Here is a 22141-nt window from a genome sequence, read left to right on the forward strand (position 1 = left end):
TGAGTTTTTTAAGTGCTTCATTGAAGTAGTAATGAATTGATTTTAGGTGAGGTAAGTCCCACCTTTGTGTCATAATATTAACAAATAGTTATGACACAAATTAATTACAAAAAGCTAATCGAAAAATCAAAGCTTTTAAATTCAGAAGAGTTCATTCTGGATGCGCCAGTAGAAATTGAGTTAATAAAACTCAAGAGACCTGTATACCATACTCGTGTTCCAATAGAGAACAAAGTACAGGTACTATCTAATTCCCTTTATTCCAACAATTTTATCGGTTCAATTCTAGTAGCCAAAAATACACTTGTCGTAATTGATGGATGGCAACGTGTAGAATTGCAAAAAGCCTTTGGGCATCAAACTATTTCCTGCTATCTAATCGAATGTTCCTTTGAAAAGGAAATCGAGTTACACTTGGCAATCAATCAGCAAGCTTCTGTATTTGATCTTCAAGAATTTGGTGTCGAGTTTCAGACAGTTCGACTTGAGGACTTCGGATTTTCTGAAATTGAACTAAATGACTGCAGGGCAACTATGGATAGAATTTCGGAGGAAGTTAAGCAAGAAGTTTTCTACCATCCAGCAAAGAAATTTCGGAAATGCCAAATCAATACAAATCCAGAGACAATCGAGAAAATCAGCTTCATCAAATCTCAAATGAGATTTAAAACTAACAATCAAGTCTTACAACATTTAATCACATTTTATGAAAACAATAAATCTAATAACTAAAGAAACCACAACTCAACAAATCAAATCGTTAATGAAGCAACCAGCGCATAGTGAACACGGAAAGCTTCTAATTGATGAAGAAGCAATGATCTACGAGAATGAAAAATTGATAGCGGTTTACAAAAAGTATAATGGAGATATCACCACTTTATTATATGCTTGTGAAGGAATACGGTTTTCTAAATCAGAACGTGCCAACGGTATTCCAACCAATACAAGTAGTATCGGTTATATTCCAAGAAATCCGTTGCGTGTAAATGCTTGTCAACCATCAGACCTTCTATTAAATAATCCTGTTGTTCAAGATGTTTTTGTACAACATGCCGAAATCGTTCACGAAAGCTACAAAGAGTTCTTTGAGTTAGCGTATCAACATCAGCTAGATGAGTTCGTTAATGGCTCAAAACCTTTAGACAAAGCTTATTTATTAGGTAATACAACATTTTCTGGCGGGGTAGTTAATAAGGATAATTCATTGCATTACCATTTTGATACGGCAAACACCCCAAATGGCATATCCTGTATGCTAATGCTAGCTAACAACATCAACGGAGGTGAATTGGTGTTACCTCAACTTGATATAAGATTTGCTTGCCAAAATGGATTTATGCTGTTGTTCGATGGACAAAAGTACCTACATGGAGTAAGTCGAATTATCAAAGCGTTAGGTGGGTATAGGTATACAATAGTTTACTACAACAACAAAGGAATGAAACTCTGCCTACCCCCAGATCAAGAGTACGAAAGATTTAAGGAATTAAATAACAAAAAAGCTAACTAATTATTAACCATTAAATACAAAAAAAAATGACACATAGAGATTATACTAAAGTAGAGCAATTGAAACAATTGTTTTTGGATGAATTGATGAAAGCACGAGGTATCAAATGTATAGCCTATCAAAAAGCTGGAATAGGCAAGACTAAATTCTTTGAGTGGCAACGGGAAGATATTGCATTTTCTGAAGCAATAAATGAGATAGAAGAAAAATGGTTGGATGTAGCAGAGAACAAATTGATGGATTTGATTGCGATTGGAGATAGAGCTGCTCTTATGTTCTATTTGAAAGCAAAAGGTAGACACAGAGGATACAAGTAAAAATTATTCGACAGAAAATCTGTCGAATAGCTTTGCATCAGATAAATATGCGTGTGTAAAATTTTTAAAAACAAAAAAGTCGTTGGTTATTAGCCACATAAAATAGAAACGTTATGAAATTAACTTATTCAGTACGCCCCGTTTTGAGGGCTGATAAAAAAAAGAAGGATGGGACTATGCCAATCCACTTTTCTGTAAGAGTTGGACAATATGTTACCAGAATACCTTCAGGTAAATATATTAATGAAAAGGACTGGGACAGCAAAAATAACTGCCCCAAAAAGAAAGACAAGTTCCTTCAATTGCTAGCCACTTATCTCAACAAAAAAGCAAGTGGGTTCGAAACGTACATGCTTACTCAAGAAAGTTTAGGCAAACCGATTACGTTAATCGTGGCTATGAACTATTTTAGAGATAATACGAAAGTCGGTCTTTTTGATTTTTGGCAGCAACAGATAACCCTTTGGGAATTTTCAAAGGAACATAATACTTTGAAGTCTTATAAATCGGGTTTGAATATCATCAAGCAATTTAATCCCAAGATGAACTTTGGAGATATAAGCTATGATTTAATTCAGCGTTTCGATGTTTTTCTTAGAAAAGTTAGGGGAAATCAAGATGGAGGATGTTTTACGAAACATAAGGTATTCAAGGCAATTATCAACCAAGCTATTATCAAAGGATATATGAAAGAAAACCCATATCGGAACTTCAAAATCACGGCATCAAAAGGTAATAGAGAGTTCTTATCTATAAACGAAGTTAAAAAGGTGATGGCTTACGAGATTGATAAATCAAATGAGACTTTGAATCGTGTCAAAGACCTATTTTTATTCAGTTGCTTTACTGGCTTACGTTATTCTGATGTGATGAACATTAAACTAGAAAATATCAAAGATGAACCTTCAAGAATTGAGATAAATGTTCAGAAGACAGATAGACCCTTAGCAATCCCTCTAACGGCAAATGCCAAAGCAATACTCCACAAGTATAATGGTCATGCTATTAAACCTCAAACGGCATCAGCATTACCCAAGATGGCTAATCAAGTGGTAAATAGAGGACTAAAAGATTTGATGAAGTTGGTCGGTATCGATAAATCGATAAGTTTTCACTGTGCTAGACATAGTTTTGCTAGTAACCTAATTGAAAATGGTGTGTATATCAGCCATGTAAAAGATTTGCTCGGACATACTAATATTGCTCAAACGCAGATTTATGCAAAAAGCTTATCTGAAGACCTATACTCTTCAATGGATAAATTGAATGACGTGTATCACCATGCAATTTAACATCAGAGCTAATAAAATAAAAAGTATTTAATCCATTTGGTTTCATTTTGATGGATTAAATACTTACTAAAATGGATAAAAGATAATAACAACATGAGTAAAACGCTACAAGCAGGAAAAGGCAATTGCGCAATTAATAGTTTGATGTTTGAGAGAAAAATTCAGTCAAATATAAACAGCATAGTTTACAATGAGGAGTTGATTAATTACATGAAGTCAACCGTAGAATCTCAAAAGAGTATTAAAGACAAGCTATATATACTTTACGTTTTCAAAAGGGTGTTTGCAACATCAATCAGAAATCCTGATAAAGAACATTTCTATTTCTTTGAAAATGAGTATTTGCAGGATAGAAATACATTTGATGTTGATAAATGGCTAAAGGTTGAAATTGAGTTTTATAGAAATGTTCAATCCCTTGAAAAAGAAGTGCCACATCAAGTATTGCCTGAAATCAAAACCGATTTTGATATCAAATGGATTACTGGCGATGAAGTTAAAAAGCGGTTCAATTGGAGTAGAAATACTTTAAGCAAACGAATAGCAGAAGGTATGCCTTGTCATTCAAAGGGAAACACTAAACTTTTCGATTTAGAGGAGATAGGAGAGTGGTTCAGAAAAACTAAAGATTAATGATTTTTCTTTTGACAGCGCAATTTTCAATTATAGGTCTGACTAATTACTCATCTTAAGTCGCAAAGACCAAAATTCAACAAATTTTATATGAAAAGTAAAAAACAAGGTAAGGCGGCAGCCTCGCCAACAAGACAGTATTGCCCAATTTGTAGCAGGTATGTTAAAGCATCAACACGTTATCCAAATTACATTTGTCTGAACTGTCAAGAATTAGCGGTTGATGATAATGAGCAGAAAGTAGCTTACCACAACACCACAGACGATGGTCATGGATGTGAAGGAATAGTTATAGCAACCAAGGAAAAAACATCAAATACTTGCTTCATCAAAGGTGTTAAGGTAAAGGTTGAAGAAGCATACTTGGGAGGTATAGTCTTTCTCCCCTTCAAAGCTCAAAAGCCCAAAAAGAAAAGCTCAAAAGACTGAAACGAGCTTTTGAACTCTTAAAAAGACAATTGATGATGCTCAAGGTGCTTCGGTATCTTATCGCAATTTGAGCATCATCAAGCTCTTTTGAAGGAGGAGAGCAATTCTTGTATAAATTATTTTTTTGATCAAAAGAAGGTCGATGACAGCTTATGGTCATTTAAATTTCTCAAAGTTACTTACATCTGCCGCCCCGAAGGAAAGGCAGTATCATAATATGTATGTACATGAATATGATGTTACCTGATAAAGGAATGTTGATGAGGATAGTAAATCAATGACTGATGTTGAAGAATTGTCTGATTTGTTGAAAATCATCTAATAAGGCTTCAAAAAATCAAATATCAAACGATTTAAATCGAAAGTCTGATAGTTACAAGAAACTAGGTTGAACTAATGATTTGATGAATATCAAAGAGCTTTAAGCAAAAATTAGTTGAAGATAAGATAAATGGATGTGATATGTCATTCGCAGACTGATTTTCTCAAAATTCTAAGTTCTTTCAAATTGAAAGCAAATGATTTTTATTCTGGTTAGCTAGGCAATTAAACTTAATAAATTCTATTGACTTTTTATTGCCTTAGAAGAAAGAACTACCCTACGGTCAGGTAAAGAGACACGGAGCTTAAAATCGTTGAAATCTCAAGAGATTTAGGTGCCAAAAGGACGTCCGCCAATAGTTTCAATATTTACGAAATTATCAAAATCACACTTCGTACAATGTTCAATTAACTCATTTTCAGTTTTGCCAGAGTAAATCTCAAGGCTCATACTTCCGCAATTAGGGCATCTTGGCTCAAGATCAAACCCGATATACTTCATGAAGAGATTCTCAAATATCGATACTGTTGAAGCAGCTAATATGATGCAGATTTTGCAATCTGGAAAGTTCTTGTAAGCAGAATGAACAATTTCAGAAGAATAACTCCAAGCCATGTCACTCATCTTTCTGGCATGACTACGCAAAGTAGCATTGTTAGACCCAGGAGCGTATTCATCAATAAATAGTTTTGCTATGCCTTTAAAGTCTCCATTTTTTAATTGAGCTTTTTCAACAATTTGACCATTTCTTTTTGTAAGCTCATGGGCCAAGGCTAACAGACTTTCTCGGCAAATAAGTCCTATAGCTTGCATTTCCTCAGCTTCCATACCTATATGTAGTCGATCAGCAGCGAGCGTTAATTTTCTTCTTATTACATGAACTTGTTCAAGGTCTAATGGTAATTCAGACAATACATTACTCTCTTCGTTTTGTCCGTGTTGAAGACGTTGAACTATTCCAACATGAAAAGAATAGACCTCATCTGCAGTGAAATAGAATGCATCTTGCGGATAAAGGTTCATAGGAACACGCAGTCCTTCGGCAATCCACCATGCACCTTTATTTGTTTTAATATTCCAAATATTAGCTTTGATACCACCATCATCAAAAGTTCCTTCAACTTGTAAGTTCAATACTTTGGAAATTTTATTTTCTTTTAAATACTTCTTTATTCTTTTTTCCGTGTCTTTTCTTTCTTGTGGTGTCATTATATCGGACAATTAAGAGTGGTCAATTTTATGAGACATAAATATAATTAATTCTAAAATAATTACTTGCGACGTATTCTTTTCCAATTCTGATGGCTTTTTAGTGCTCTAGAAGATGGAACAACGTTAAAAGCAGGTAAAGAGACAGCCGAAGAATTATTGTTGGAATCTCAAGAGATTTTATTGTAAAAACTCAATTTATGGTTTAATAACAAGAAGATTATTCAGTTTAATTTGATGAAGTGGAAGTGATGCCGTAATTTCAGAAAAATTTAACTGTATGAAAACGCTCATTCCTACGTTTGAAAGCTTTAAAGACTTTTATGCAGAGTTTGTTGTTCCACTCAAAAATGAAAATCCAGAATTTATAAGACTTGATGGACAAACTACTGGCTCTACCAGAGGTGCTGCTGCTTATTTCAAATACAAGGATAATAAGTGGAAAGTTGATGCAGATACTCAAATTGATAAACTTAAAATAGCATTTGACCTTCTTCGAGAAGGCGAAGACCCATTTTTGATAACGCCAACTCAGAACAACACTGGTGAATGCCTTATCATCAAGGGGCAGGCTTTGAGAAATAAGAAGTTTTATGTTTATAAGATTGGGTAGTTTTACCTTCCGATATTGAATCACATGATAAAATGCTCTCTTTGTAAAATCAATGATGCGGACAAAACAGGTTCACATGTTGTCCCACATTTTTTGATGAAAATGGTTGATAATGCTGATCATGTCAAAGGACGTGATAAGGAACTCGGATTCAAAATCACGGAAGATTTTGTGAAGCCATATTTTGGAAGAGATGTCAATACGGATAAACTTGAAGCTGTTTTTGGAGACATTACAGATGACGATATAGCAGAATCTCGATCGGAGATAATTGCCGATAATATCTATTGTTCTAATTGCGAAAAAAAGTTTGGAAGACTGGAAAGCTTTTATGCAAAGACTTTAGAAATTTTTAATGATTCCGAATACATTTCTTCGAATGAGCCTTTTTTATCACTTCTTTTTTGGTCTTCAATTGTCTGGCGCATTTCTTCATATAAGAAGATGGGATTTTCTTTGACTGAAAAAGAACAGGAGCATTTAAGGAAAATTCTTGTTAATTCTTTAAAAGATGAATATACGCTTGAAGAAAATCGTTCAATTAATGAAATAAAGAATCTTAGATATGCAATATTAAGATCACCTCAATATTTTAAGGATAATGAAACTTCGGTATTTTTTCATCCTAAACACAGATTTCCCTATTGTTTATTAATTGGAGAGTATACTGTATTTTTCTTTATGAAGATTAACCATCTTCGAAATCCAGAGCAGAGTTTTTTTGGCTTAGAAAAATTTTTGAAAAAAGCTAGTTTAAACAGTTGCGATATTGGGGAGAACATATTCCCTATTTCGTATAAGGATATGGATTTGGCGAAAGATAAGTTTATAGATTTTGTAAATGAGAGAAGACTAAAAGGTTTATTTTTTAATTTAGACGAATTACATGTCAAGCTTGGCGGTGAAGGTAAAAAAATGCCCATGCCCTACAAAATGGAAATCTTGGCGGAACTCTTAAAGGATAATAAGAAATCAGGTCGCTCTTTTACTCGCGAAGATATTGTAAGCGTAACAACTAAAGTCTTGTTGAAGACATAGGCTAAACCAACTAAATTAAATTAATATATCTCATGGCATACGAAAAACCTATTACAGTCAAAGAGGCAATAAAATCAATTCAGAATCAGGACTTTATATTGCCATCTATTCAAAGAGAATTTGTTTGGAATACTTATCAAATAGAGGTTCTTTTTGATTCAATATTAAGGGATTATCCAATTAGTACTTTTCTTTTTTGGAAAGTAACGCCCGAAGTTCAGAGTAAATTTAGATTTTATAGATTTCTACCTTACTATCACGAAAGAGATAAAAGACATAATGATTTAGCGGAATTAAGTGGGGATAAAGATCGAATGGCTATTCTTGATGGCCAACAAAGATTGACGTCTTTATATATTGGGTTAACAGGACATTTTTCTAAAAAGCTGTCTAATTATAGTTGGAAAAGTCATCACGCTTTTCCAGAGAAAAAATTGTATGTCAATCTTCTGAATGTAGCTGAAGAGTCTGAAAAACAATATGACTTCAGGTTTTTGAGCGACTTTGATATTAAATATTTTTCTGAGAAACATCCAAAAGAATATCACTGGTTCAAGGTCGGAGAGATAGTTAATATGGAAAATATTAGCGGTATTATTAAATATTTAACATCATATAGACTTACAGATACTTCTTTATATTCGCTTGAGCAAGTTCAATTTGCATCGAATACATTGATGGCTATCTATGAGTATTTCAATGTTAAAGAGTTTATAAATTTCTATCTGGAAAAGAGTAACGAATTAGATAAGGTATTGCACATTTTCATAAGAGTAAATAGCGGAGGTACTAAACTTAGCTATTCAGATTTACTACTTTCGATTGCAACTGCACAATGGAAGGAACGAGATGCTCGAGAAGTCATTCACAAATTCGTAGACCAAATAAATTCGATAGGAAACGGGTTTAGTATTAGTAAGGATTTAGTATTAAAAGCCTGCTTAGTTTTATCAGATATTAAAGATATAAAATTTAAAGTAGACAACTTTTCCGCTTCAAATATGCAAAGAATAGAAGCTGAATGGGAAACTATTGCTTCGGCGATAAGCTTAGCAGTACGATTGATAAGTCATTTTGGATTTAATGAAAAAACTTTAACAGCTTATAATGCAATCATACCTATTGCCTATTTTTTAAAGAAGAATGGAATAAGAGAAGAAATTCTTCAAAGCTCGTCTCAATTGGAAAATAGAAACCTAATAAAGGAGTGGCTGATAAGAGCTCTTTTGAAAAAAGTATTTGGAGGTACTCCAGATAATCTATATCCTGTATATAGGAATTTGATATCTGATAACATCGGCAGATTTCCTTTGGTCGAATTAATTGAGCATTATAAAGGAACAACTAAGTCTCTTTCATTTGATGAAGAGGCAATAGATAACCTATTAGACACCCAATATGGTTCAGCATTCTCTTTTATGGTTTTGAGCTTGATATATCCAATAAATCATAACTATAATTTTCATCAAGATCATATACATCCTAAAAAATATTTCAACGAGAAGTTCCTATTAGAAAATAACATTTGCTCAAAAGAAAACGTTGGTGAATTTCTTGACGGGTTTAACCGTATTGGAAATATACAATTAATTCAAGAAACTGAAAATCTGGAGAAAAACGCAACTCCTTTTGCGGTGTGGTTTGAGAACGTATATAAATCAAATGAACAAAAGGCGGCTTACAGAACTCTACATACTATTCCCGAGGAAATTGATTTGAATCTATTGGAATTTACTGGTTTTTATAACCAACGTAGGTTACTTATAAAGGAGAAGTTAAAAAGAATTTTAAAGATTTCAAAGGATCAAGCAGTGGAGGATTATGTATAGGGATTTTAAAAACAAAAGGTGTAATGTAAAGTTCAGCTATGATACATACGAAATAGAAGATCACCCATTCTTAAGTTATAATATCGCAAGTCATGTGAAATATCTTATTGTAGGTACTTTTCCTGCTGAGAAAAGTAGAAGAAAGTTCAATTTCTTCTATGCTAGTGAAACTAATCTTATGTGGAGTTTGCTTCTAAACATCTATGGTGGTTGTTTTAATTTTCAATCTGGTAAAGAAGCTGTTGAGGAAAGAGTAAAATTTCTAAGTGAAAATGCTATAGGAATGACGGATTTGTTATTGAAATGCTACAGAAAAAATAAGTCATCAAAGGATGAAGATTTATACCCAATTCTATGGAATGATATTTTCAAAATTTTGGCAAAAAATACTGATATAAATACTCTAATTCTTACGAGCCGAACGAATATTTGCGGTGCTTTGGGGTTGTTCAAAACGCTTTTCATACAGTACGATTATCCAGTGTTGGAATTAGAAAAAAATCATTTAAATGTGCTTGAGGGAGAGTTTCAATTCGAGAATAGGCTGATAAAAGTCATGGTGCCTTATTCAACGTCAAAAAGGTTAGAGAAGAATTCAAACACATCTTTTGAGAAGATAATTGAAATGTATAGATATTCGTTTGGAATTCAACACTAGATGGCCACGTTTAAAAAGGGGTAAATTCTAGGGTAAATTCATTTGAAAATGCACAGTGCAATTTTGGGCATTTTTGGTTCAAAATAACATCTCCTGCTAACAATAATTGAGTTCAGAACTCTGCTCTGGGCTACTTTGAGAAGCATCAATTACAGATAGTGGTTGGTGCTTTTTTTGTTTAATTAACCTTCAAAAATAGTTCAGCAGGTAGATTAAAAAAATCCCTAAGTTTTTGAGCCATCCTTAATGTAATTTCCCTTCTGCCCGCCAATACTGATGATACATGGCTCTTACTTCCAATAATAGGTTCGAGGTCTTTGTTTTTTAGTCCCTGCTCCTGCATTTTGTCCTTGATAACTTCAAGCACATCAATTTCGGGCATTTGAACGGTTTTGTCCTCGTAATCTTTGATCAACAGTAATAATACACCTAATTCATCATCTTCGGGCGTTCCTTCTTCTGCATGGAAAATTTCCATAGTACGGGCTAAGGCTTTTTTATATTCTTCTGCTGTTTTTATCAGTTTCCAATTCATTACTTTACAAATTAAGATTATAAGATACAGTTGCTACATCTATTTTGTCGTACGATGTGTGTACCAAACCAAATCGTATAACAGGCATCTTGTCTAAAGTTAATTGCGACTACTAACCTGTAATCGTTTCCTTTGATATTGAACACCACCCTTTGGTTGTTTACAATACTTGCATTTCCGTAAGTATTTTTCAATTCATTGAAATTACTGAATTTGTGTTTCAGCATTTCATTATACCAAACCAACAACTGTGTTTTTGCCTGAGGATACTTCTCAGTATAGTAAATGATGGTTCTACGGTTGATGATGTTCATTAATACAAATATAACAAAATGTTTTCAAAATGAGAACTTTGTTGCGTTGAGGATGAAACTGGGCATAAAATGCAATGAAACACTACAAGCTTCCGCTACAGCTGCCCCATTGTAATCGAAAGACAGCTTTTATGCGGAAAAATTGTGAAAAAACGCTTAAAGTAGTAATCTGCTCTGGGCTACTTTTAAAGCATCAATCAGAAAACGATTGATGCTTTTTTGTGGTCATTAAACGAGCTATCTAGGCTAATTTTTTCTCCATTATGGTGATAGATTTATCATTATGGTTTATTCGCTGTACCACGATCCAGTTTAATGTATGGTACAAGGTTTCTGCAGTGTGTGTAAATAAGTGTAATTTTTCAATCCCTTTTAACTTGGCTATTTTTTCGATGTGTTTACACAATAAAGACGCATAGCCTTTTTTTCGCTGATTAGGCACTGTATAGACTAAGGCTAGCCAATTTTTATGTTTCTTTAAGCTCGGCACCAGATTTAAAATAGCGACTTTTTCGTATAGTCCGCCTGTGGCAACTGGCACCCCATCAACTTCTAGTATCATGTGAAATTGAGCTGGATCAAGTATAACTCCTTTTAGCATATTAATGGTTTCTTCTATAGGTAAATTCCATTCGTCTTTATACCAATAAGCAATGGTATTTATTAAATCGGTGTTGGCGATAGCTAAGATATTGTATTTTATGTTTTGCATGATAAAGAAGTGCTAGTTGCCTAAATTTCTGATGAAAGTTTTAGGTAGGTTAGACGGTTTAATGTCTGTGACATAAAATTGAGCAATTGCTTGGGCCATGTAAGGGTTCATATCAACATAGTTGCTTAAAACAATGATGGTTAATTTCTCTTTAGGGAATCGAATAATATCTCCCAAACCAGGGCCACCGCTATGGCCAATCATAAGATGTCCGTTATTGGTTTGTGTGGTCCATCCCAATTGAGTAAATCCTCCGTTGGTAGCGGTTTTTGTAGCCATTTGTTGTTGCATGGCATTACTAATGAAAGAGTTTTTATCCAATGCTATAGCCCATTTAATGCCATCCGCAATTGAAAGAAACATTCCTCCGGCACAGTAAGAAGCAGGCGAATAAAATCCTTTAAAAATTAAGGGGCCATTTTTGCCTTTGCTAAAGTTTTGCGATTTGTTATTAACGGGTAGCATGGTCTGAAAAGGAAAGCCTCTAATTTCTACATCATAGCCACTATTGTCCATGCCAAGGGGCGCAAATATTTCTTGCTTAAATATTTCTTGGATGGGTTTGCCGCCTATTTTCTCCAAAATATATTGCAGTACAAAATAGTCGCCATTTTGATAGGCTTGTTTGGTGCCAGGGCTAAACCTTAAAACCGAATCTTTAAGGTTTTTCACAATTGTTGCTATAGGTTCTACCTTAAAATTGGCAGATGGACGTGTGCCGATGTAACCGCCTAGTGTTGCTGGCCAAGGCATACCGCCCTCATGTGCTAAAAGATGCCGTATCTGTATGTCTTTCCAGCTCAAAGGTACATCATCAATGTATTTGTTCAAGTAATCATCTAAGCTTAACTTATGCTCCTGTATCCATTTCATTACCAGCGTAGAAGTAAAGAGTTTGGATACCGAAGCGATTTGAAATGTAGTATTTGGGGTTACGGGTAAGTGATATTCAATATTTGAGATACCATAAGTTCCGCAATGCATTATTTTCCCCTCCTCAATTACAGCAACAGCCAAACCTGGAATGCCCAGTTCTTGCATTTCTTTTTTTATATAGTGATCAATGTTAGGGTTTGTTGGGTTTTTTTGACCAAAGGCATAATATGATATGCTCAATGCTAGCCATATTAGGGTGGTTTTTTTCATTTTATTTTAATTATTTGATGTTTAGTAAATTATGTTTTAATTTAACTTGTTTGATGCTCGCTTTATAGCATTATCGACAGACAGCCAGTTTTAACGACAGATAGCCTATCTTTCAAAAGAAGACCTATTTTTTTGTGATTTGTTGCATAACGACTTATAAGAAATCTTGTTGGGCGTTTAATCTCTAACAATAGGATGTTTATCTATAACAGTTTTAAAAAAGCTGCCATATCGAGATATTTGCAGACATAATTTATAACACTTTGTACAGTCAATTAAAAAAAATAAAAGAAGAGCTCTACGATAAATGTGATCTTAGCTTTACCAGTTTGGTTCAAAAGATTGAAAGCACTGAATATAGTGCTTGTTCCTTTAGGCTAAATGAATATGGTATTGTGTACAGACAGGCTAAAATTACTCCTAAGAAAATGGGGCAATTTGTAGCCATTTGGAAACGCGACAAAAATGGAATAACCCAACCTTATGATATTTCAGATGATTTCGATTTTATGATCATCACTACTATAAAAGATGATAAAATCGGGCAGTTTATTTTTCCAAAACAAATTTTGAAGGAGAAAGGCATTGTCTCGCTAAATGGAAAGAGTGGAAAACGTGGAATAAGAGTTTACCCACCTTGGGATATTGTAACTAATGCGCAAGCAAAGAAAAGTCAAAATTGGCAAGTAAAATATTTTTTAAGCATTGAAGATAGCAATAGATGCTTAGAACGCCTGATGATAAATAAGGCATAAACGGAGATATTGTGGATTAAAGAGAGGCAGCCGATGTAAATGGACTGCCTCTTTGTATAATACCTATGGTAATTTTATACTAAATGAACCCTTTATTGGGAACGTCTTTCCATTGCACATAGGCTGTCCGTCCCATTTGGTTTGGGTTAATGTACCTTCAAAATCTCCATCTAAATACCCTGTTGTTGAATAAATACTGATAATGCCCGGCATATAGGTAAAGCCGCTGGGGCAAATACTTACATGAAGCCAACGCCCAGCTGTTTCATGTGTTGATGAGCCTGTACTTTCCATCCCAAATTCATTTCCAAATTCATAATTACCAACCTTAAAAGAGTTGTTAATGTAAAAATAGATATTGCCAGGCCCAGTATCGTCCATAGCACTAACACGGAACCCACCAAAATTATCTCTATAAAAGTTAGGTATTTTTGAATAATGGAATGCTCCGCCAAAATTCCAGGCGATGTAATTTTTAGGCACTATCCATACCGCTACCGCACCAACATAAAGCTTAACGCCCTGGTTGTTTTTTACATCTACCTGTACTACGGTTTCGGCAGGGGTGTTTATGGTAGCTGGTGCCTTTAGCGTTTGTTTTGCCGCAGCACCCCCTGCAAGGGTTCCTTCTCCATATAGTATTTTCCAACCCTCAATATTGGCGTTTGGTACCAGTTCGCCATCAGAAATAAGATAATCATCTGCCTCGTAGTTCTTTGGGTCCATTACCCTAACTTCTAAGGTTGCCTCTTCGCCTGCAAAAAGGCGGTTTTTCGAAGACTTTACCGAAAATTCTGCATAGATGCTCCAATCGCTAAAGTGTTTTGTTTTTACAGACAAAGTTTTATTAGCCTTGTTGAGCGTGGCATTTTTTGCCGGATGCCAAAAACCCTCTTTATCCTGATAGGCAAGCCTCAAAAAATCCTCCGACGAACCAGAGAAGGTTTGTGAATCATAGCCCATCACAATCTCTATATCTTTTTTAAATGATACATTTTCTGGCAACAGCCTAAAAGACTTATTTGAACTGGTTTTATTTAACGTATTGGTTACAGGCAGTATGTTAAAATTGGTTTCTGCATCAACAGCACCTGGTGGTACAATAATCTTAACCCCACTGCCAGCCAACTCAATAGTGCCGCCGGCAGCACCAATGCTTTTGGTAACACCGCCCCAAAGCCCAGAGCCGTGCTCAACAGCCACAGGTTTATTAATTGGAATTGGAACAGGAGTTACTTCTGGCTTCTTTTTGCAAGAAGTTATTGCACAGCATATTAAAAATGCTGTTAAAAATTTAACAGTAGTTTTCATGATATTTTTTATTTTGGTAATTAACTATAAACTCAATTCAATAGAAAGTGCGTCCCAATTGCTTTTAAAAGCAGGTACCATTACAGGAGTGGTTTGATAGTTGGGAGTAAAAGTGACAGTCCATCCGTCAGCGGCACCATCTTTTTTAAGCCCTAGATTTGGATATACATTGGCCACAGGACCAACAGCCTTCATGTTTAGTTGACGACCGTCACTTAACTTTGCATTGATTGCATATTTACCAATCGGAATGTTCTGTATGCTAAATGAGGAATTGTTCCCGATTTGTCGGGTAATTTTAAAAGATTTGGTTTCGCCATAAAGGCCAGGTTTGGTAGGGCTAAGCTCTATTTCAATTACACCATTGTGAGGCAGATATTCAGGAAACTGATAACCACTCGGGTAGTTTACATTGAAATCAAAATACAAAGCCCCGCCATAATAATTACTTTCGTTACCGGGTTGTTGGGTAACCTCATCAGGATTGGCTGTTCCGTAAGATAGCAATACAAAGTTTTTAACTATACCGTCTGTAGAGGCGAAAGCATTAATGCCTCCTTCGGGATAGAGGGCAACAACTGCTCGGGTACCGTTGTAATCTATGGTTGTTGCTGTACCAAAAAATGATGCACCGCCCATCGGAATTGCAAATTCATAATAGCCGTTGTCGTTAGTTGTTCCGGTATTACTAGAATAGCCGCCGCCAATGTAGGTTGATCTTACACCTATATGTGCGCCCTTTAAAGGTTTGCCATTTAAATCGGCTACGTAACCTCTTGCAAAACCTTTTTTAATACCTAAAGAAGGAAAATTAGGCATTCTCGGTATGGTATTGCCCATTACATTGATGTAATATTCGTCGTCTGATACTGTAAAATTTGCTTGTCCTGTAATAGTAGGTAGTGCAGGTTGTTCTCCCCAGTTTCCTCCTTCAGCACCTGTATCTGATTTTTTTGAACAAGCTACAAAAACGATACATACAATTAATAATTGATAATAAAACTTCATTGTTATCTCTAAATTTATTTTATAATAAACCGCAAATGTAGATTGGGCTGGCTTTTAATGTAAATAGCTTAGACAGAAGCTTTAATGTGGCAGCTGTAAGTAATAAAAGAGATTGTTTATGCCGTTTGTCTATAAGTTTTTGTATTCTGTCGATTAAGCTTATTTCTTTTTTAAATCGACGATATATTTGGGGTATGAAAATGCATCATCGTGGGTAGAAATTGAGCTTTGGTTTGGTTTATTTGTGAGGGTACTTTATCTTTTTTTATCGATATAATAAAATAGAAAGTTGAAACGGATGTAACATATTCTAGAAAATTGTTTCCAATTTTTAAAAACAAACACATGATAATGAAACCTATAATAAAATTAACCCTTTTACTTTTTCTGCTTGTCATTAATGTGCAGGCTCAGAACAAAATACGGATTAAGTTAGCAGATCATCTCAAAGGACCTTATACGGGTAGATTGATAGTTTACATGCAGGCAGATACCAGTAAGCCTTTTGGGCAAGTGCAAGAGGACGCTCCAGCTTATGCCATTACAGTTAAAAACTGGAAAGCTGGGGAGATACAGATATTGACTTCTAGTGCTTTTTCTTATTTGAAACCTTTAGATTCGGTAAAAAAAGGATTTTATAAGTTGGTAGCTATACTCGACACCAATACTAAGGAAAGAGGAAACAATGTGCTAGGGAATTTATATACCCGAGAAGAGGTAGTTGCTTTGCTAAATCATGGTATAAGCGAAGTACCTACATTAACCTTAACAAATGCTTTTCCTGAAAGAAAATTCAACCAGAGTGATTTCGTAAAAGAAGTTGTTTTTAAATCTGCGCTTTTAACAAAGTTTAGAAAAGAACCTATTTTCATAAAGGCAGGAGTGGTTTTACCTGCATCTTATCATAGTAATCCCGGTAAAAAATATCCTGTGGTTTACATTATACCTGGTTGGGGAGGTACACATCACAATGCATACAACAAAGCACAGCAAAATACCTATGGAATAGGTAAGGGTGAAGAAAAAATATATGTTTTCTTAAATCCGGAAACACAAACACCTTATGGTTTACATGCTTTTGTCGATTCGAGAGTAAATGGTCCTTGGGGAACGGCTTTGGTTAAAGAATTTATTCCTTACCTCGAAAATCAATTTAATATCAGCGCAGTACCTCAGCATCGTTTAATTACGGGACAGAGCTCTGGTGGTTATGGTGTAATATGGTTGGCCCTATATTTTCCAGATACATTTGGCGGTTGCTGGGCAACTTCTCCAGACCCGATAGACTTTAGCAATTTTACTGGGGTTGATATTTATAAGGACGAAAATTATTTTTATGATGCCCAGAAAAAAGAAAGAGACATCTTTATGATTAATGGTAAAGCTACTTCTAGTTTAAGAAAGATGGCTCAAAAAGAACAATTAGAAGGAGATGGTGGGCAAGGACAATCTTTTGAAGCTGAATTTGGTGTGCCAGGGAAAGATGGCAGGCCACAAGCACTTTTTAATCCGTTAACAGGTAAAATCAACAAAGCTATCGCTAATTCTTGGCAACCCTATGATCTTGCGCTTTATGTTCAGCAAAATTGGGCGAGAATAAAGAATGATGTTGCAAATAAAATTAGAATATACGCTGGAGAAAACGATAACTTTCTTTTACAGCACTCTGTAAAAGCATTCCGCGATAAAATAAAGACTGTTAATGCCCAAATCCATGTAGAAATCGTAAAAGATGCCGATCATTTTAATACAAGGCTAAAGGTTGTAGATACGATACAAAAAGAAATGGACGAAGTGATTAATCGTAAAAATTAAATAAACTAAGTACTTCATCAATATAGCATATACCCCTAACTTTTTAAAACGAATAAACAAAATGGATAAAAAAGAAGTGGTTTCGGCATTTATTGAAAATGTTTGGAATCAGAGAAAAACAGCAGAGCTGGCCAATTTCATGAGCAGTGACTTTGTTGATCACTCTTTGCCCAAAGGTTTACCTGCAAACGTAGAAGGCACACAAAAATGGATACAAGCCACAAGTAGCTCATTTCAGCATACCACTCTTATAGAAGATATGGTGGCAGAAGATTGTAAAGTGTTTATAAGGATAAGAATGGAGCTAAAGCATATTGGCGAGTGGCGAGGACATGCCGCTACTGGATTGGATATTATAACCACAGGCTATCGGTTATTTGAATTTTCTAATGGAAAAATCTGCGCTCAATGGGCTGCTATAGACGGAAATGCAATAGAGCAAGCTATTATAGGAAATGTACATAGCTGTAAAGTTTAACAATTTCTACTACCCTAATTATCTTTTTTTCAAATAGTATAGCGGTTCTCGCCACAAAGTTTGATGAGTAAACATAGAAGGTGTTTTTCTGGCGAAAGACGCCTTTTTTCGTTTGTTAGTCGACGATAATAGGTTCTACATCTACGTTCATTGAATTGCATTTTGGCTTGTAATAATTTTGCGCTCTCTTAAAAAAAGAAGAAGATGGAAAAAGAAAATTTACGCAGTAAATGGCTGCTACTGTTACTCGTTTTAAGTTTGTTTACAAGCGCTTGTAAGAAAAGCAACTCAGACCTAAAACAACCCAAAGAGGCCGATAAAAATAGTTTTGTGCCTCGTTTGAATACGAAATATACCTATAAGCATTATAGAAGATGATATGAATATTGCTACCGCAACAAAATGGATTAACGGTGGAAAAGATTCTGCAGGAATACAAGTTTATAATTTACACACCAATATTGTTGCGCAAGGAATGGACATGGCTTTAGACAATAGCTTATACATTGCCAATGGCAAAACCTACATGGGGTTTAATATGCCCGATGCTTGGTATGCATTCGTGTCGGAACTGAAGAGAATGCCAAACGTTGTGGTAGAAGAAGCTAAAACTACTGGTTTTCCAGGCTACATGGTTATGGAAAATGTCATTCGGGAAAATAGCATACTAACTTGGGAAATTCCCGGAATAACTGGGCAATATTTGAGGTATATCCAAAAACAAGGAGAGAGCAATACCTCTTTTGAGGTTACGCAAAAAATTCTGCAAAACCCTGGTGCGGTAGAGGCTGTAGAGACGATTACTGTACCTGCGGGCACATTTGTTTGTAGCAAGTTTGTTTATACCAGTTCTCAAGAGCAGATCATTAAAGGAAGTGGAAATACACCCATTTCTCGTAATGGCACAGACAACGTAACGCTTTGGGTGGCTCATGGTGTAGGAGTAGTTAGGCAAGAAAACAAAACTGTATTTGGTGGAGTAGCTTCCAAATCGACTATCGTATTAAATAACATCAAATCATAAAATTTTAAAATGAACAATTTAAGTAGGAGTGGCTTAAGACTATTGGCCGCAGTAATAGGTATGTCGTTTTTATGGGCATGCAAAAAAGATAAAGAAAATACAGCCAAGGAAGAATTGGTATTTAGTACAAATGCTAAAGCCTTATGGAAAGGCTATTTAGAAACAGGCTATTTTAATTCGGGAACAATTAAGTTAGATGGAGAAGATATCTTTCTAGAAGGAGACAAAATTACAGGAGGGAAAATCAGTATTCCCGTATCATCAATACTGATTACCAATGATCTTCCTTTGGATAAGAAAATAGAATTGACGACACATTTGCAGACAGATGCTTTTTTCGATTTGGCTGTACATCCTTATGTTACTTATACAATCAGTTCGGCAGAGAAAAAAGCGATTGATGCTGAAGGTAATAATTACCTGATTAAAGGTAGTATGAAATTGTTGGGTAAAGAACTTCCACTTGATATTCCCGCTAAAATAAACATCTCTAATACCGCTGTTTCTGTAGTTTCAAATTTTAAGTTCGATAGAACTAGATGGGGAATGACTTATGCTTCATCAGAGCAGTTACCAGCGCAAGACAAAATAAAAAATGAAATTGCTGTAGAATTAGACTTTACGGCAACTAGGCCTTAATCAGTTTTTCATTTCTCCTGTGTACATGGAGGAAAGAAAAGTAAGATTTTAAAACAATAGTGATTTAAACAAAACAACAAATACAATTTATGAAACACTTAAAAATTATTTTATTTTTAATGGGAGCCTTTACTATGCCAAATGCAGAAGCTCAGGTAAAGAAAGCGGCTAAGGCTAAGCAAGAAGTTAGAAAAACAGAAACTAAGCCTGCGGTTACTCCATCATCTTCTACAACAACAACAACTGTTAAGGTAGAAACTACGCCTCAAACCAATATAACAAAACCAAAGGAAAGCGAGAAAGTAAGTCAACCTAAAATAAATACTAGCCATAAAGAAATAGTAATTGCTGATGACGATCGTCCGTACAAAGCCGCTTTCGGAATTAAGTTTATGTGGGGTATTTCGGCAACAGGTAAATACTTTTTAAAGAAAGATCAAGCGGTAGAAGCTATTGTGCGTTACAGGAGTTACAGCGGCTTAGGAAATGACATCGCCATCACTGCATTGTACCAATATGAAAAACCTATTACAGAAGTGGCTGGCCTTTACTGGTTGGTTGGTGCGGGACCATATTATGGCCATTTTTCGTATAAATGGTATGCCAACTCTGGTAGTTCTTACTACGGGTTGGCGGCTATGGCTGGTTTAGAGTATAAACTAAACAATACTCCATTGGCCATTAGTGTAGATTGGATGCCTGCTTTTGATTTTAATGGCGGTGGTTTTGGTTCTGAGAGTGGAGGATTAGGCATAAAATATACTTTTTAGTAAGAATAGTGTAGTAGTTTGGTTTATGTTAAAGCCGGGTTTACATTTGTAAATTCGGCTTTTTTATTTAAACGGGTATATTTTTGCTAGGTTTCATCCAAAAATATCATAATAGCGCTCTAGAAGTGCCAGTACAATATTCGAAACATATATTGCTAAACAGTTTTTAAAGATTCGCTTACGAATATTCGTTGTAATAGTGGTTTGTACAGGCTCTATCTTCTTCTTTGCTCAAGGCAGCATTGAAATACGCAGTAAAATGAACTCGGCATGACGGAATGCAAAATTTAGCGGCACTTCCGATACTAGGAGCAGGCTCTGAATTTACTTTGCTTCGCAGCTACTTCGTGGTCAAGGTCGGGGTGGCAAAAAAATTGTCATCGTGCTAGTAATCAATAGAATAATAATATAACTCAGGTTAAAAGTTATATGAAAAATAAAACCCCGATAGGAAATATACCTAGGGGGCTTTGATTGATGATGACTATTTTAATGTTAAGCGGTTAATTGTTTTATTATGAACTCATATCAAGTTAACAAATGTAAATAAGTTTCCATTGGAAATTTCGTAAAGCTCCCTCATTACTAAAAACATCGTCGTTGTCGGGGTGTAATGGCAAGCGGTAGTATCTGTCATTATAGTTTTTTACAAGGTAGGCTTTCCTTTAGTATCTACTATTTTTCCGGTAGCATAGCCACTTTCAAATTTCATTTCACTCTTCTTACATGATGTTAGAATTACCATTAAATAGATTGCTAAAGTGTTATGTTGTTTTTCATCTTAACGTCCTTACCTCTACTTTATTTGCAATGGGTTTTATACTTTTTAGATAACTGTAGATGGCTTTTAGATCCTGTTCTGTCATGCCGCTATACATTTTCCATGGCATAGGTGTGTTTAATTCTGTTGGGTTTAGCTTTACAGGGCGGTAGCTGGTGTCGGCATAAACTTTAAATTTAGCCACAAATAAATCGCTAGTCCAGTTGCCAATACCTTCTTTATGCATGGTAATGTTTGGCGCACGTATAATTCCACCTGGCTGATTAAATTCCATACCGCCTCCAAACTCAGAGCCCGCCACTATTTTGCCCTTATCTTGTTTGCTATGGCAGTCCACGCATCCAGCAGCATTAGCCAAATAGCCTCCGTAAAGAACGGTATCGGTTAATGAAGGCCTAGCCTGATGATTTGGCGCTTGTGGAGATAACTTGTTAAGTAAGCTTACAGGAAAATCTAAGCTGGTTTTTGGCACGTCATTTTTAACAGGTGGCAATGTTCTAATATAAGCAATAATGCTTTCAACATCCTCCTTGCTCATTTTACCAAAACGTTGGTAACCCATTACCGGGAACAATGCATGGCCATCTTTTCCCACCCCAGAGGTAATGGCTCTATAAATCTCACCATCTGTCCAAGAAGAAAGGACTGCGGGAGTTAAGTTTGTTGCATAAATATTGCCAGGAAATCCCATTTTTTTATCGAAAGCTTCTCCTCCGCGGCCTTCAGTTCCTGGAACTACCGGCCCGCTAAAAGTACTCCAATCTCGCTGGCTATGGCAGTCTATACATACCGTAACGTGGTTGGCTAAGTATTTGCCTCTTTCAATGTTAGCACTGTCTTTATTTACTGTAAGTGCTGGTGCTAGACCCACATCTGGTTTAGCGAAATTGATATATAGCCCCGAACCAAGAACTACAAACACAATTATGGCGGTAATAATGCCTAAAGTTTTTAATAATTTCATTGTTTTAAATTTTTAGAGGTCATTAGATAATTTCAT

The 22141-nt window shown here is 35.3% G+C and carries 25 protein-coding genes; 17 read left to right on the top strand and 8 right to left on the bottom strand.

Annotation, left to right across the window (positions count from 1 at the left end):
• Positions 1-90: 90 nt before the first annotated feature.
• From B3I52_RS14415 to B3I52_RS14440, 6 genes are all read left to right on the top strand, one after another.
• Entirely contained in the window at positions 91-732 is a 642-nt protein-coding gene (locus B3I52_RS14415; RefSeq protein WP_293302494.1) for a hypothetical protein, read from the top strand.
• Positions 707-1513: a hypothetical protein gene (locus B3I52_RS14420; RefSeq protein WP_293302496.1), complete on the top strand. Its 807-nt coding sequence runs from the start codon at positions 707-709 to the stop codon at positions 1511-1513. Before B3I52_RS14415 ends, B3I52_RS14420 begins: the two co-directional genes overlap by 26 nt.
• Before the next feature lie 26 nt (positions 1514-1539).
• Positions 1540-1830, top strand: a complete 291-nt coding sequence (locus B3I52_RS14425; protein WP_293302498.1) for a hypothetical protein — start codon at positions 1540-1542, stop codon at positions 1828-1830.
• 113 nt (positions 1831-1943) lie between these two features.
• Positions 1944-3122: a site-specific integrase gene (locus tag B3I52_RS14430; RefSeq protein ID WP_293302500.1), complete on the top strand. Its 1179-nt coding sequence runs from the start codon at positions 1944-1946 to the stop codon at positions 3120-3122.
• Between the two features lie 93 nt (positions 3123-3215).
• Complete coding sequence (locus tag B3I52_RS14435; protein ID WP_293302502.1) at positions 3216-3755, top strand: hypothetical protein; 540 nt, start codon at positions 3216-3218, stop codon at positions 3753-3755.
• A gap of 90 nt (positions 3756-3845) precedes the next feature.
• A complete protein-coding gene (locus tag B3I52_RS14440) occupies positions 3846-4184 on the top strand; it encodes a hypothetical protein (RefSeq protein WP_293302504.1) in 339 nt (112 codons plus the stop codon).
• A 652-nt stretch (positions 4185-4836) separates the two neighbouring features.
• Here the strand turns inward: B3I52_RS14440 and B3I52_RS14445 are convergent.
• A complete protein-coding gene (locus B3I52_RS14445) occupies positions 4837-5715 on the bottom strand; it encodes a hypothetical protein (RefSeq protein WP_293302507.1) in 879 nt (292 codons plus the stop codon).
• Positions 5716-5995: 280 nt separating this feature from the next.
• Between B3I52_RS14445 and B3I52_RS14450 the strand changes: the two genes are divergently transcribed.
• The 4 genes from B3I52_RS14450 to B3I52_RS14465 are packed head-to-tail and all read left to right on the top strand — an operon-like array spanning position 5996 to position 9853.
• The gene (locus tag B3I52_RS14450; RefSeq protein WP_293302508.1) at positions 5996-6328 is read left to right on the top strand and encodes a hypothetical protein; all 333 of its coding nucleotides are present in this window, start codon (positions 5996-5998) and stop codon (positions 6326-6328) included.
• 24 nt (positions 6329-6352) lie between these two features.
• On the top strand, positions 6353-7366 hold the full coding sequence (locus B3I52_RS14455; RefSeq protein ID WP_293302510.1) for a hypothetical protein: 1014 nt from the start codon (positions 6353-6355) through the stop codon (positions 7364-7366).
• Between the two features lie 32 nt (positions 7367-7398).
• The gene (locus tag B3I52_RS14460; protein WP_293302511.1) at positions 7399-9195 is read left to right on the top strand and encodes a DUF262 domain-containing protein; all 1797 of its coding nucleotides are present in this window, start codon (positions 7399-7401) and stop codon (positions 9193-9195) included.
• Positions 9188-9853 carry a hypothetical protein gene (locus B3I52_RS14465; protein WP_293302512.1) on the top strand — a complete coding sequence of 222 codons (666 nt, stop codon included), beginning with the start codon at positions 9188-9190 and terminating at the stop codon, positions 9851-9853. The genes B3I52_RS14460 and B3I52_RS14465 overlap by 8 nt, the downstream gene beginning before the upstream one ends.
• A 178-nt stretch (positions 9854-10031) precedes the next feature.
• Here the strand turns inward: B3I52_RS14465 and B3I52_RS14470 are convergent, their stop codons facing one another.
• The 4 genes from B3I52_RS14470 to B3I52_RS14485 all read right to left on the bottom strand — a co-directional run bounded on the left by B3I52_RS14470 (position 10032) and on the right by B3I52_RS14485 (position 12560).
• The gene (locus B3I52_RS14470; RefSeq protein WP_293302514.1) at positions 10032-10388 is read right to left on the bottom strand and encodes a helix-turn-helix domain-containing protein; all 357 of its coding nucleotides are present in this window, start codon (positions 10386-10388) and stop codon (positions 10032-10034) included.
• Between the two features lie 17 nt (positions 10389-10405).
• Entirely contained in the window at positions 10406-10702 is a 297-nt protein-coding gene (locus B3I52_RS14475) for a type II toxin-antitoxin system HigB family toxin (RefSeq protein ID WP_293302516.1), read from the bottom strand.
• 241 nt (positions 10703-10943) lie between these two features.
• A complete protein-coding gene (locus tag B3I52_RS14480) occupies positions 10944-11414 on the bottom strand; it encodes a GNAT family N-acetyltransferase (protein WP_293302518.1) in 471 nt (156 codons plus the stop codon).
• Between the two features lie 12 nt (positions 11415-11426).
• On the bottom strand, positions 11427-12560 hold the full coding sequence (locus B3I52_RS14485) for a serine hydrolase domain-containing protein (protein WP_293302521.1): 1134 nt from the start codon (positions 12558-12560) through the stop codon (positions 11427-11429).
• A 263-nt stretch (positions 12561-12823) separates the two neighbouring features.
• Here B3I52_RS14485 and B3I52_RS14490 point away from each other — a divergent pair, with 263 nt between their 5' ends.
• Positions 12824-13315, top strand: coding sequence for a MepB family protein (locus B3I52_RS14490; RefSeq protein WP_293302524.1), 492 nt, complete (start codon positions 12824-12826; stop codon positions 13313-13315).
• A 63-nt stretch (positions 13316-13378) separates the two neighbouring features.
• On the opposite strand, the gene B3I52_RS14495 is transcribed toward B3I52_RS14490, so the two are convergent.
• Both B3I52_RS14495 and B3I52_RS14500 read right to left on the bottom strand, forming a co-directional pair.
• Positions 13379-14626, bottom strand: coding sequence for a hypothetical protein (locus B3I52_RS14495; protein WP_293302526.1), 1248 nt, complete (start codon positions 14624-14626; stop codon positions 13379-13381).
• Positions 14627-14650: 24 nt separating this feature from the next.
• Positions 14651-15634, bottom strand: a complete 984-nt coding sequence (locus tag B3I52_RS14500) for a carboxypeptidase-like regulatory domain-containing protein (protein ID WP_293302529.1) — start codon at positions 15632-15634, stop codon at positions 14651-14653.
• A gap of 351 nt (positions 15635-15985) precedes the next feature.
• Here B3I52_RS14500 and B3I52_RS14505 point away from each other — a divergent pair, with 351 nt between their 5' ends.
• The 6 genes from B3I52_RS14505 to B3I52_RS14530 all read left to right on the top strand — a co-directional run bounded on the left by B3I52_RS14505 (position 15986) and on the right by B3I52_RS14530 (position 20360).
• Entirely contained in the window at positions 15986-17449 is a 1464-nt protein-coding gene (locus tag B3I52_RS14505; protein WP_293302531.1) for an alpha/beta hydrolase, read from the top strand.
• Between the two features lie 61 nt (positions 17450-17510).
• Entirely contained in the window at positions 17511-17927 is a 417-nt protein-coding gene (locus B3I52_RS14510) for an ester cyclase (RefSeq protein WP_293302534.1), read from the top strand.
• A gap of 204 nt (positions 17928-18131) precedes the next feature.
• Entirely contained in the window at positions 18132-18305 is a 174-nt protein-coding gene (locus B3I52_RS14515) for a hypothetical protein (protein ID WP_293302536.1), read from the top strand.
• A 1-nt stretch (position 18306) separates the two neighbouring features.
• The gene (locus B3I52_RS14520) at positions 18307-18951 is read left to right on the top strand and encodes a hypothetical protein (protein WP_293302537.1); all 645 of its coding nucleotides are present in this window, start codon (positions 18307-18309) and stop codon (positions 18949-18951) included.
• 9 nt (positions 18952-18960) lie between these two features.
• Entirely contained in the window at positions 18961-19590 is a 630-nt protein-coding gene (locus tag B3I52_RS14525; RefSeq protein ID WP_293302538.1) for a YceI family protein, read from the top strand.
• An 89-nt stretch (positions 19591-19679) separates the two neighbouring features.
• The gene (locus B3I52_RS14530; RefSeq protein WP_293302540.1) at positions 19680-20360 is read left to right on the top strand and encodes a hypothetical protein; all 681 of its coding nucleotides are present in this window, start codon (positions 19680-19682) and stop codon (positions 20358-20360) included.
• A gap of 776 nt (positions 20361-21136) precedes the next feature.
• Here B3I52_RS14530 and B3I52_RS14535 read toward each other — a convergent pair.
• Positions 21137-22105, bottom strand: a complete 969-nt coding sequence (locus B3I52_RS14535; RefSeq protein ID WP_293302543.1) for a c-type cytochrome — start codon at positions 22103-22105, stop codon at positions 21137-21139.
• Between the last annotated feature and the right edge of the window lie 36 nt (positions 22106-22141).

Origin of the sequence: Pedobacter sp. UBA4863 (genome assembly GCF_002399615.1) — a bacterium.
GTDB lineage: Bacteria > Bacteroidota > Bacteroidia > Sphingobacteriales > Sphingobacteriaceae > Pedobacter.

Bases quoted from the DNA above. Each gene is read 5' to 3' on its own strand.
- B3I52_RS14425 (WP_293302498.1), top strand. From the start codon at position 1,540: ATGACACATAGAGATTATACTAAAGTAGAGCAATTGAAACAATTGTTT.
- B3I52_RS14475 (WP_293302516.1), bottom strand. From the start codon at position 10,702: ATGAACATCATCAACCGTAGAACCATCATTTACTATACTGAGAAGTAT.
- B3I52_RS14440 (WP_293302504.1), top strand. From the start codon at position 3,846: ATGAAAAGTAAAAAACAAGGTAAGGCGGCAGCCTCGCCAACAAGACAG.
- B3I52_RS14460 (WP_293302511.1), top strand. From the start codon at position 7,399: ATGGCATACGAAAAACCTATTACAGTCAAAGAGGCAATAAAATCAATT.
- B3I52_RS14530 (WP_293302540.1), top strand. From the start codon at position 19,680: ATGAAACACTTAAAAATTATTTTATTTTTAATGGGAGCCTTTACTATG.
- B3I52_RS14450 (WP_293302508.1), top strand. From the start codon at position 5,996: ATGAAAACGCTCATTCCTACGTTTGAAAGCTTTAAAGACTTTTATGCA.
- B3I52_RS14415 (WP_293302494.1), top strand. From the start codon at position 91: ATGACACAAATTAATTACAAAAAGCTAATCGAAAAATCAAAGCTTTTA.
- B3I52_RS14420 (WP_293302496.1), top strand. From the start codon at position 707: ATGAAAACAATAAATCTAATAACTAAAGAAACCACAACTCAACAAATC.
- B3I52_RS14435 (WP_293302502.1), top strand. From the start codon at position 3,216: ATGAGTAAAACGCTACAAGCAGGAAAAGGCAATTGCGCAATTAATAGT.
- B3I52_RS14455 (WP_293302510.1), top strand. From the start codon at position 6,353: ATGATAAAATGCTCTCTTTGTAAAATCAATGATGCGGACAAAACAGGT.
- B3I52_RS14520 (WP_293302537.1), top strand. From the start codon at position 18,307: ATGAATATTGCTACCGCAACAAAATGGATTAACGGTGGAAAAGATTCT.
- B3I52_RS14535 (WP_293302543.1), bottom strand. From the start codon at position 22,105: ATGAAATTATTAAAAACTTTAGGCATTATTACCGCCATAATTGTGTTT.
- B3I52_RS14515 (WP_293302536.1), top strand. From the start codon at position 18,132: ATGGAAAAAGAAAATTTACGCAGTAAATGGCTGCTACTGTTACTCGTT.
- B3I52_RS14465 (WP_293302512.1), top strand. From the start codon at position 9,188: ATGTATAGGGATTTTAAAAACAAAAGGTGTAATGTAAAGTTCAGCTAT.
- B3I52_RS14525 (WP_293302538.1), top strand. From the start codon at position 18,961: ATGAACAATTTAAGTAGGAGTGGCTTAAGACTATTGGCCGCAGTAATA.
- B3I52_RS14485 (WP_293302521.1), bottom strand. From the start codon at position 12,560: ATGAAAAAAACCACCCTAATATGGCTAGCATTGAGCATATCATATTAT.
- B3I52_RS14430 (WP_293302500.1), top strand. From the start codon at position 1,944: ATGAAATTAACTTATTCAGTACGCCCCGTTTTGAGGGCTGATAAAAAA.
- B3I52_RS14470 (WP_293302514.1), bottom strand. From the start codon at position 10,388: ATGAATTGGAAACTGATAAAAACAGCAGAAGAATATAAAAAAGCCTTA.
- B3I52_RS14505 (WP_293302531.1), top strand. From the start codon at position 15,986: ATGAAACCTATAATAAAATTAACCCTTTTACTTTTTCTGCTTGTCATT.
- B3I52_RS14510 (WP_293302534.1), top strand. From the start codon at position 17,511: ATGGATAAAAAAGAAGTGGTTTCGGCATTTATTGAAAATGTTTGGAAT.
- B3I52_RS14445 (WP_293302507.1), bottom strand. From the start codon at position 5,715: ATGACACCACAAGAAAGAAAAGACACGGAAAAAAGAATAAAGAAGTAT.
- B3I52_RS14480 (WP_293302518.1), bottom strand. From the start codon at position 11,414: ATGCAAAACATAAAATACAATATCTTAGCTATCGCCAACACCGATTTA.
- B3I52_RS14495 (WP_293302526.1), bottom strand. From the start codon at position 14,626: ATGAAAACTACTGTTAAATTTTTAACAGCATTTTTAATATGCTGTGCA.
- B3I52_RS14500 (WP_293302529.1), bottom strand. From the start codon at position 15,634: ATGAAGTTTTATTATCAATTATTAATTGTATGTATCGTTTTTGTAGCT.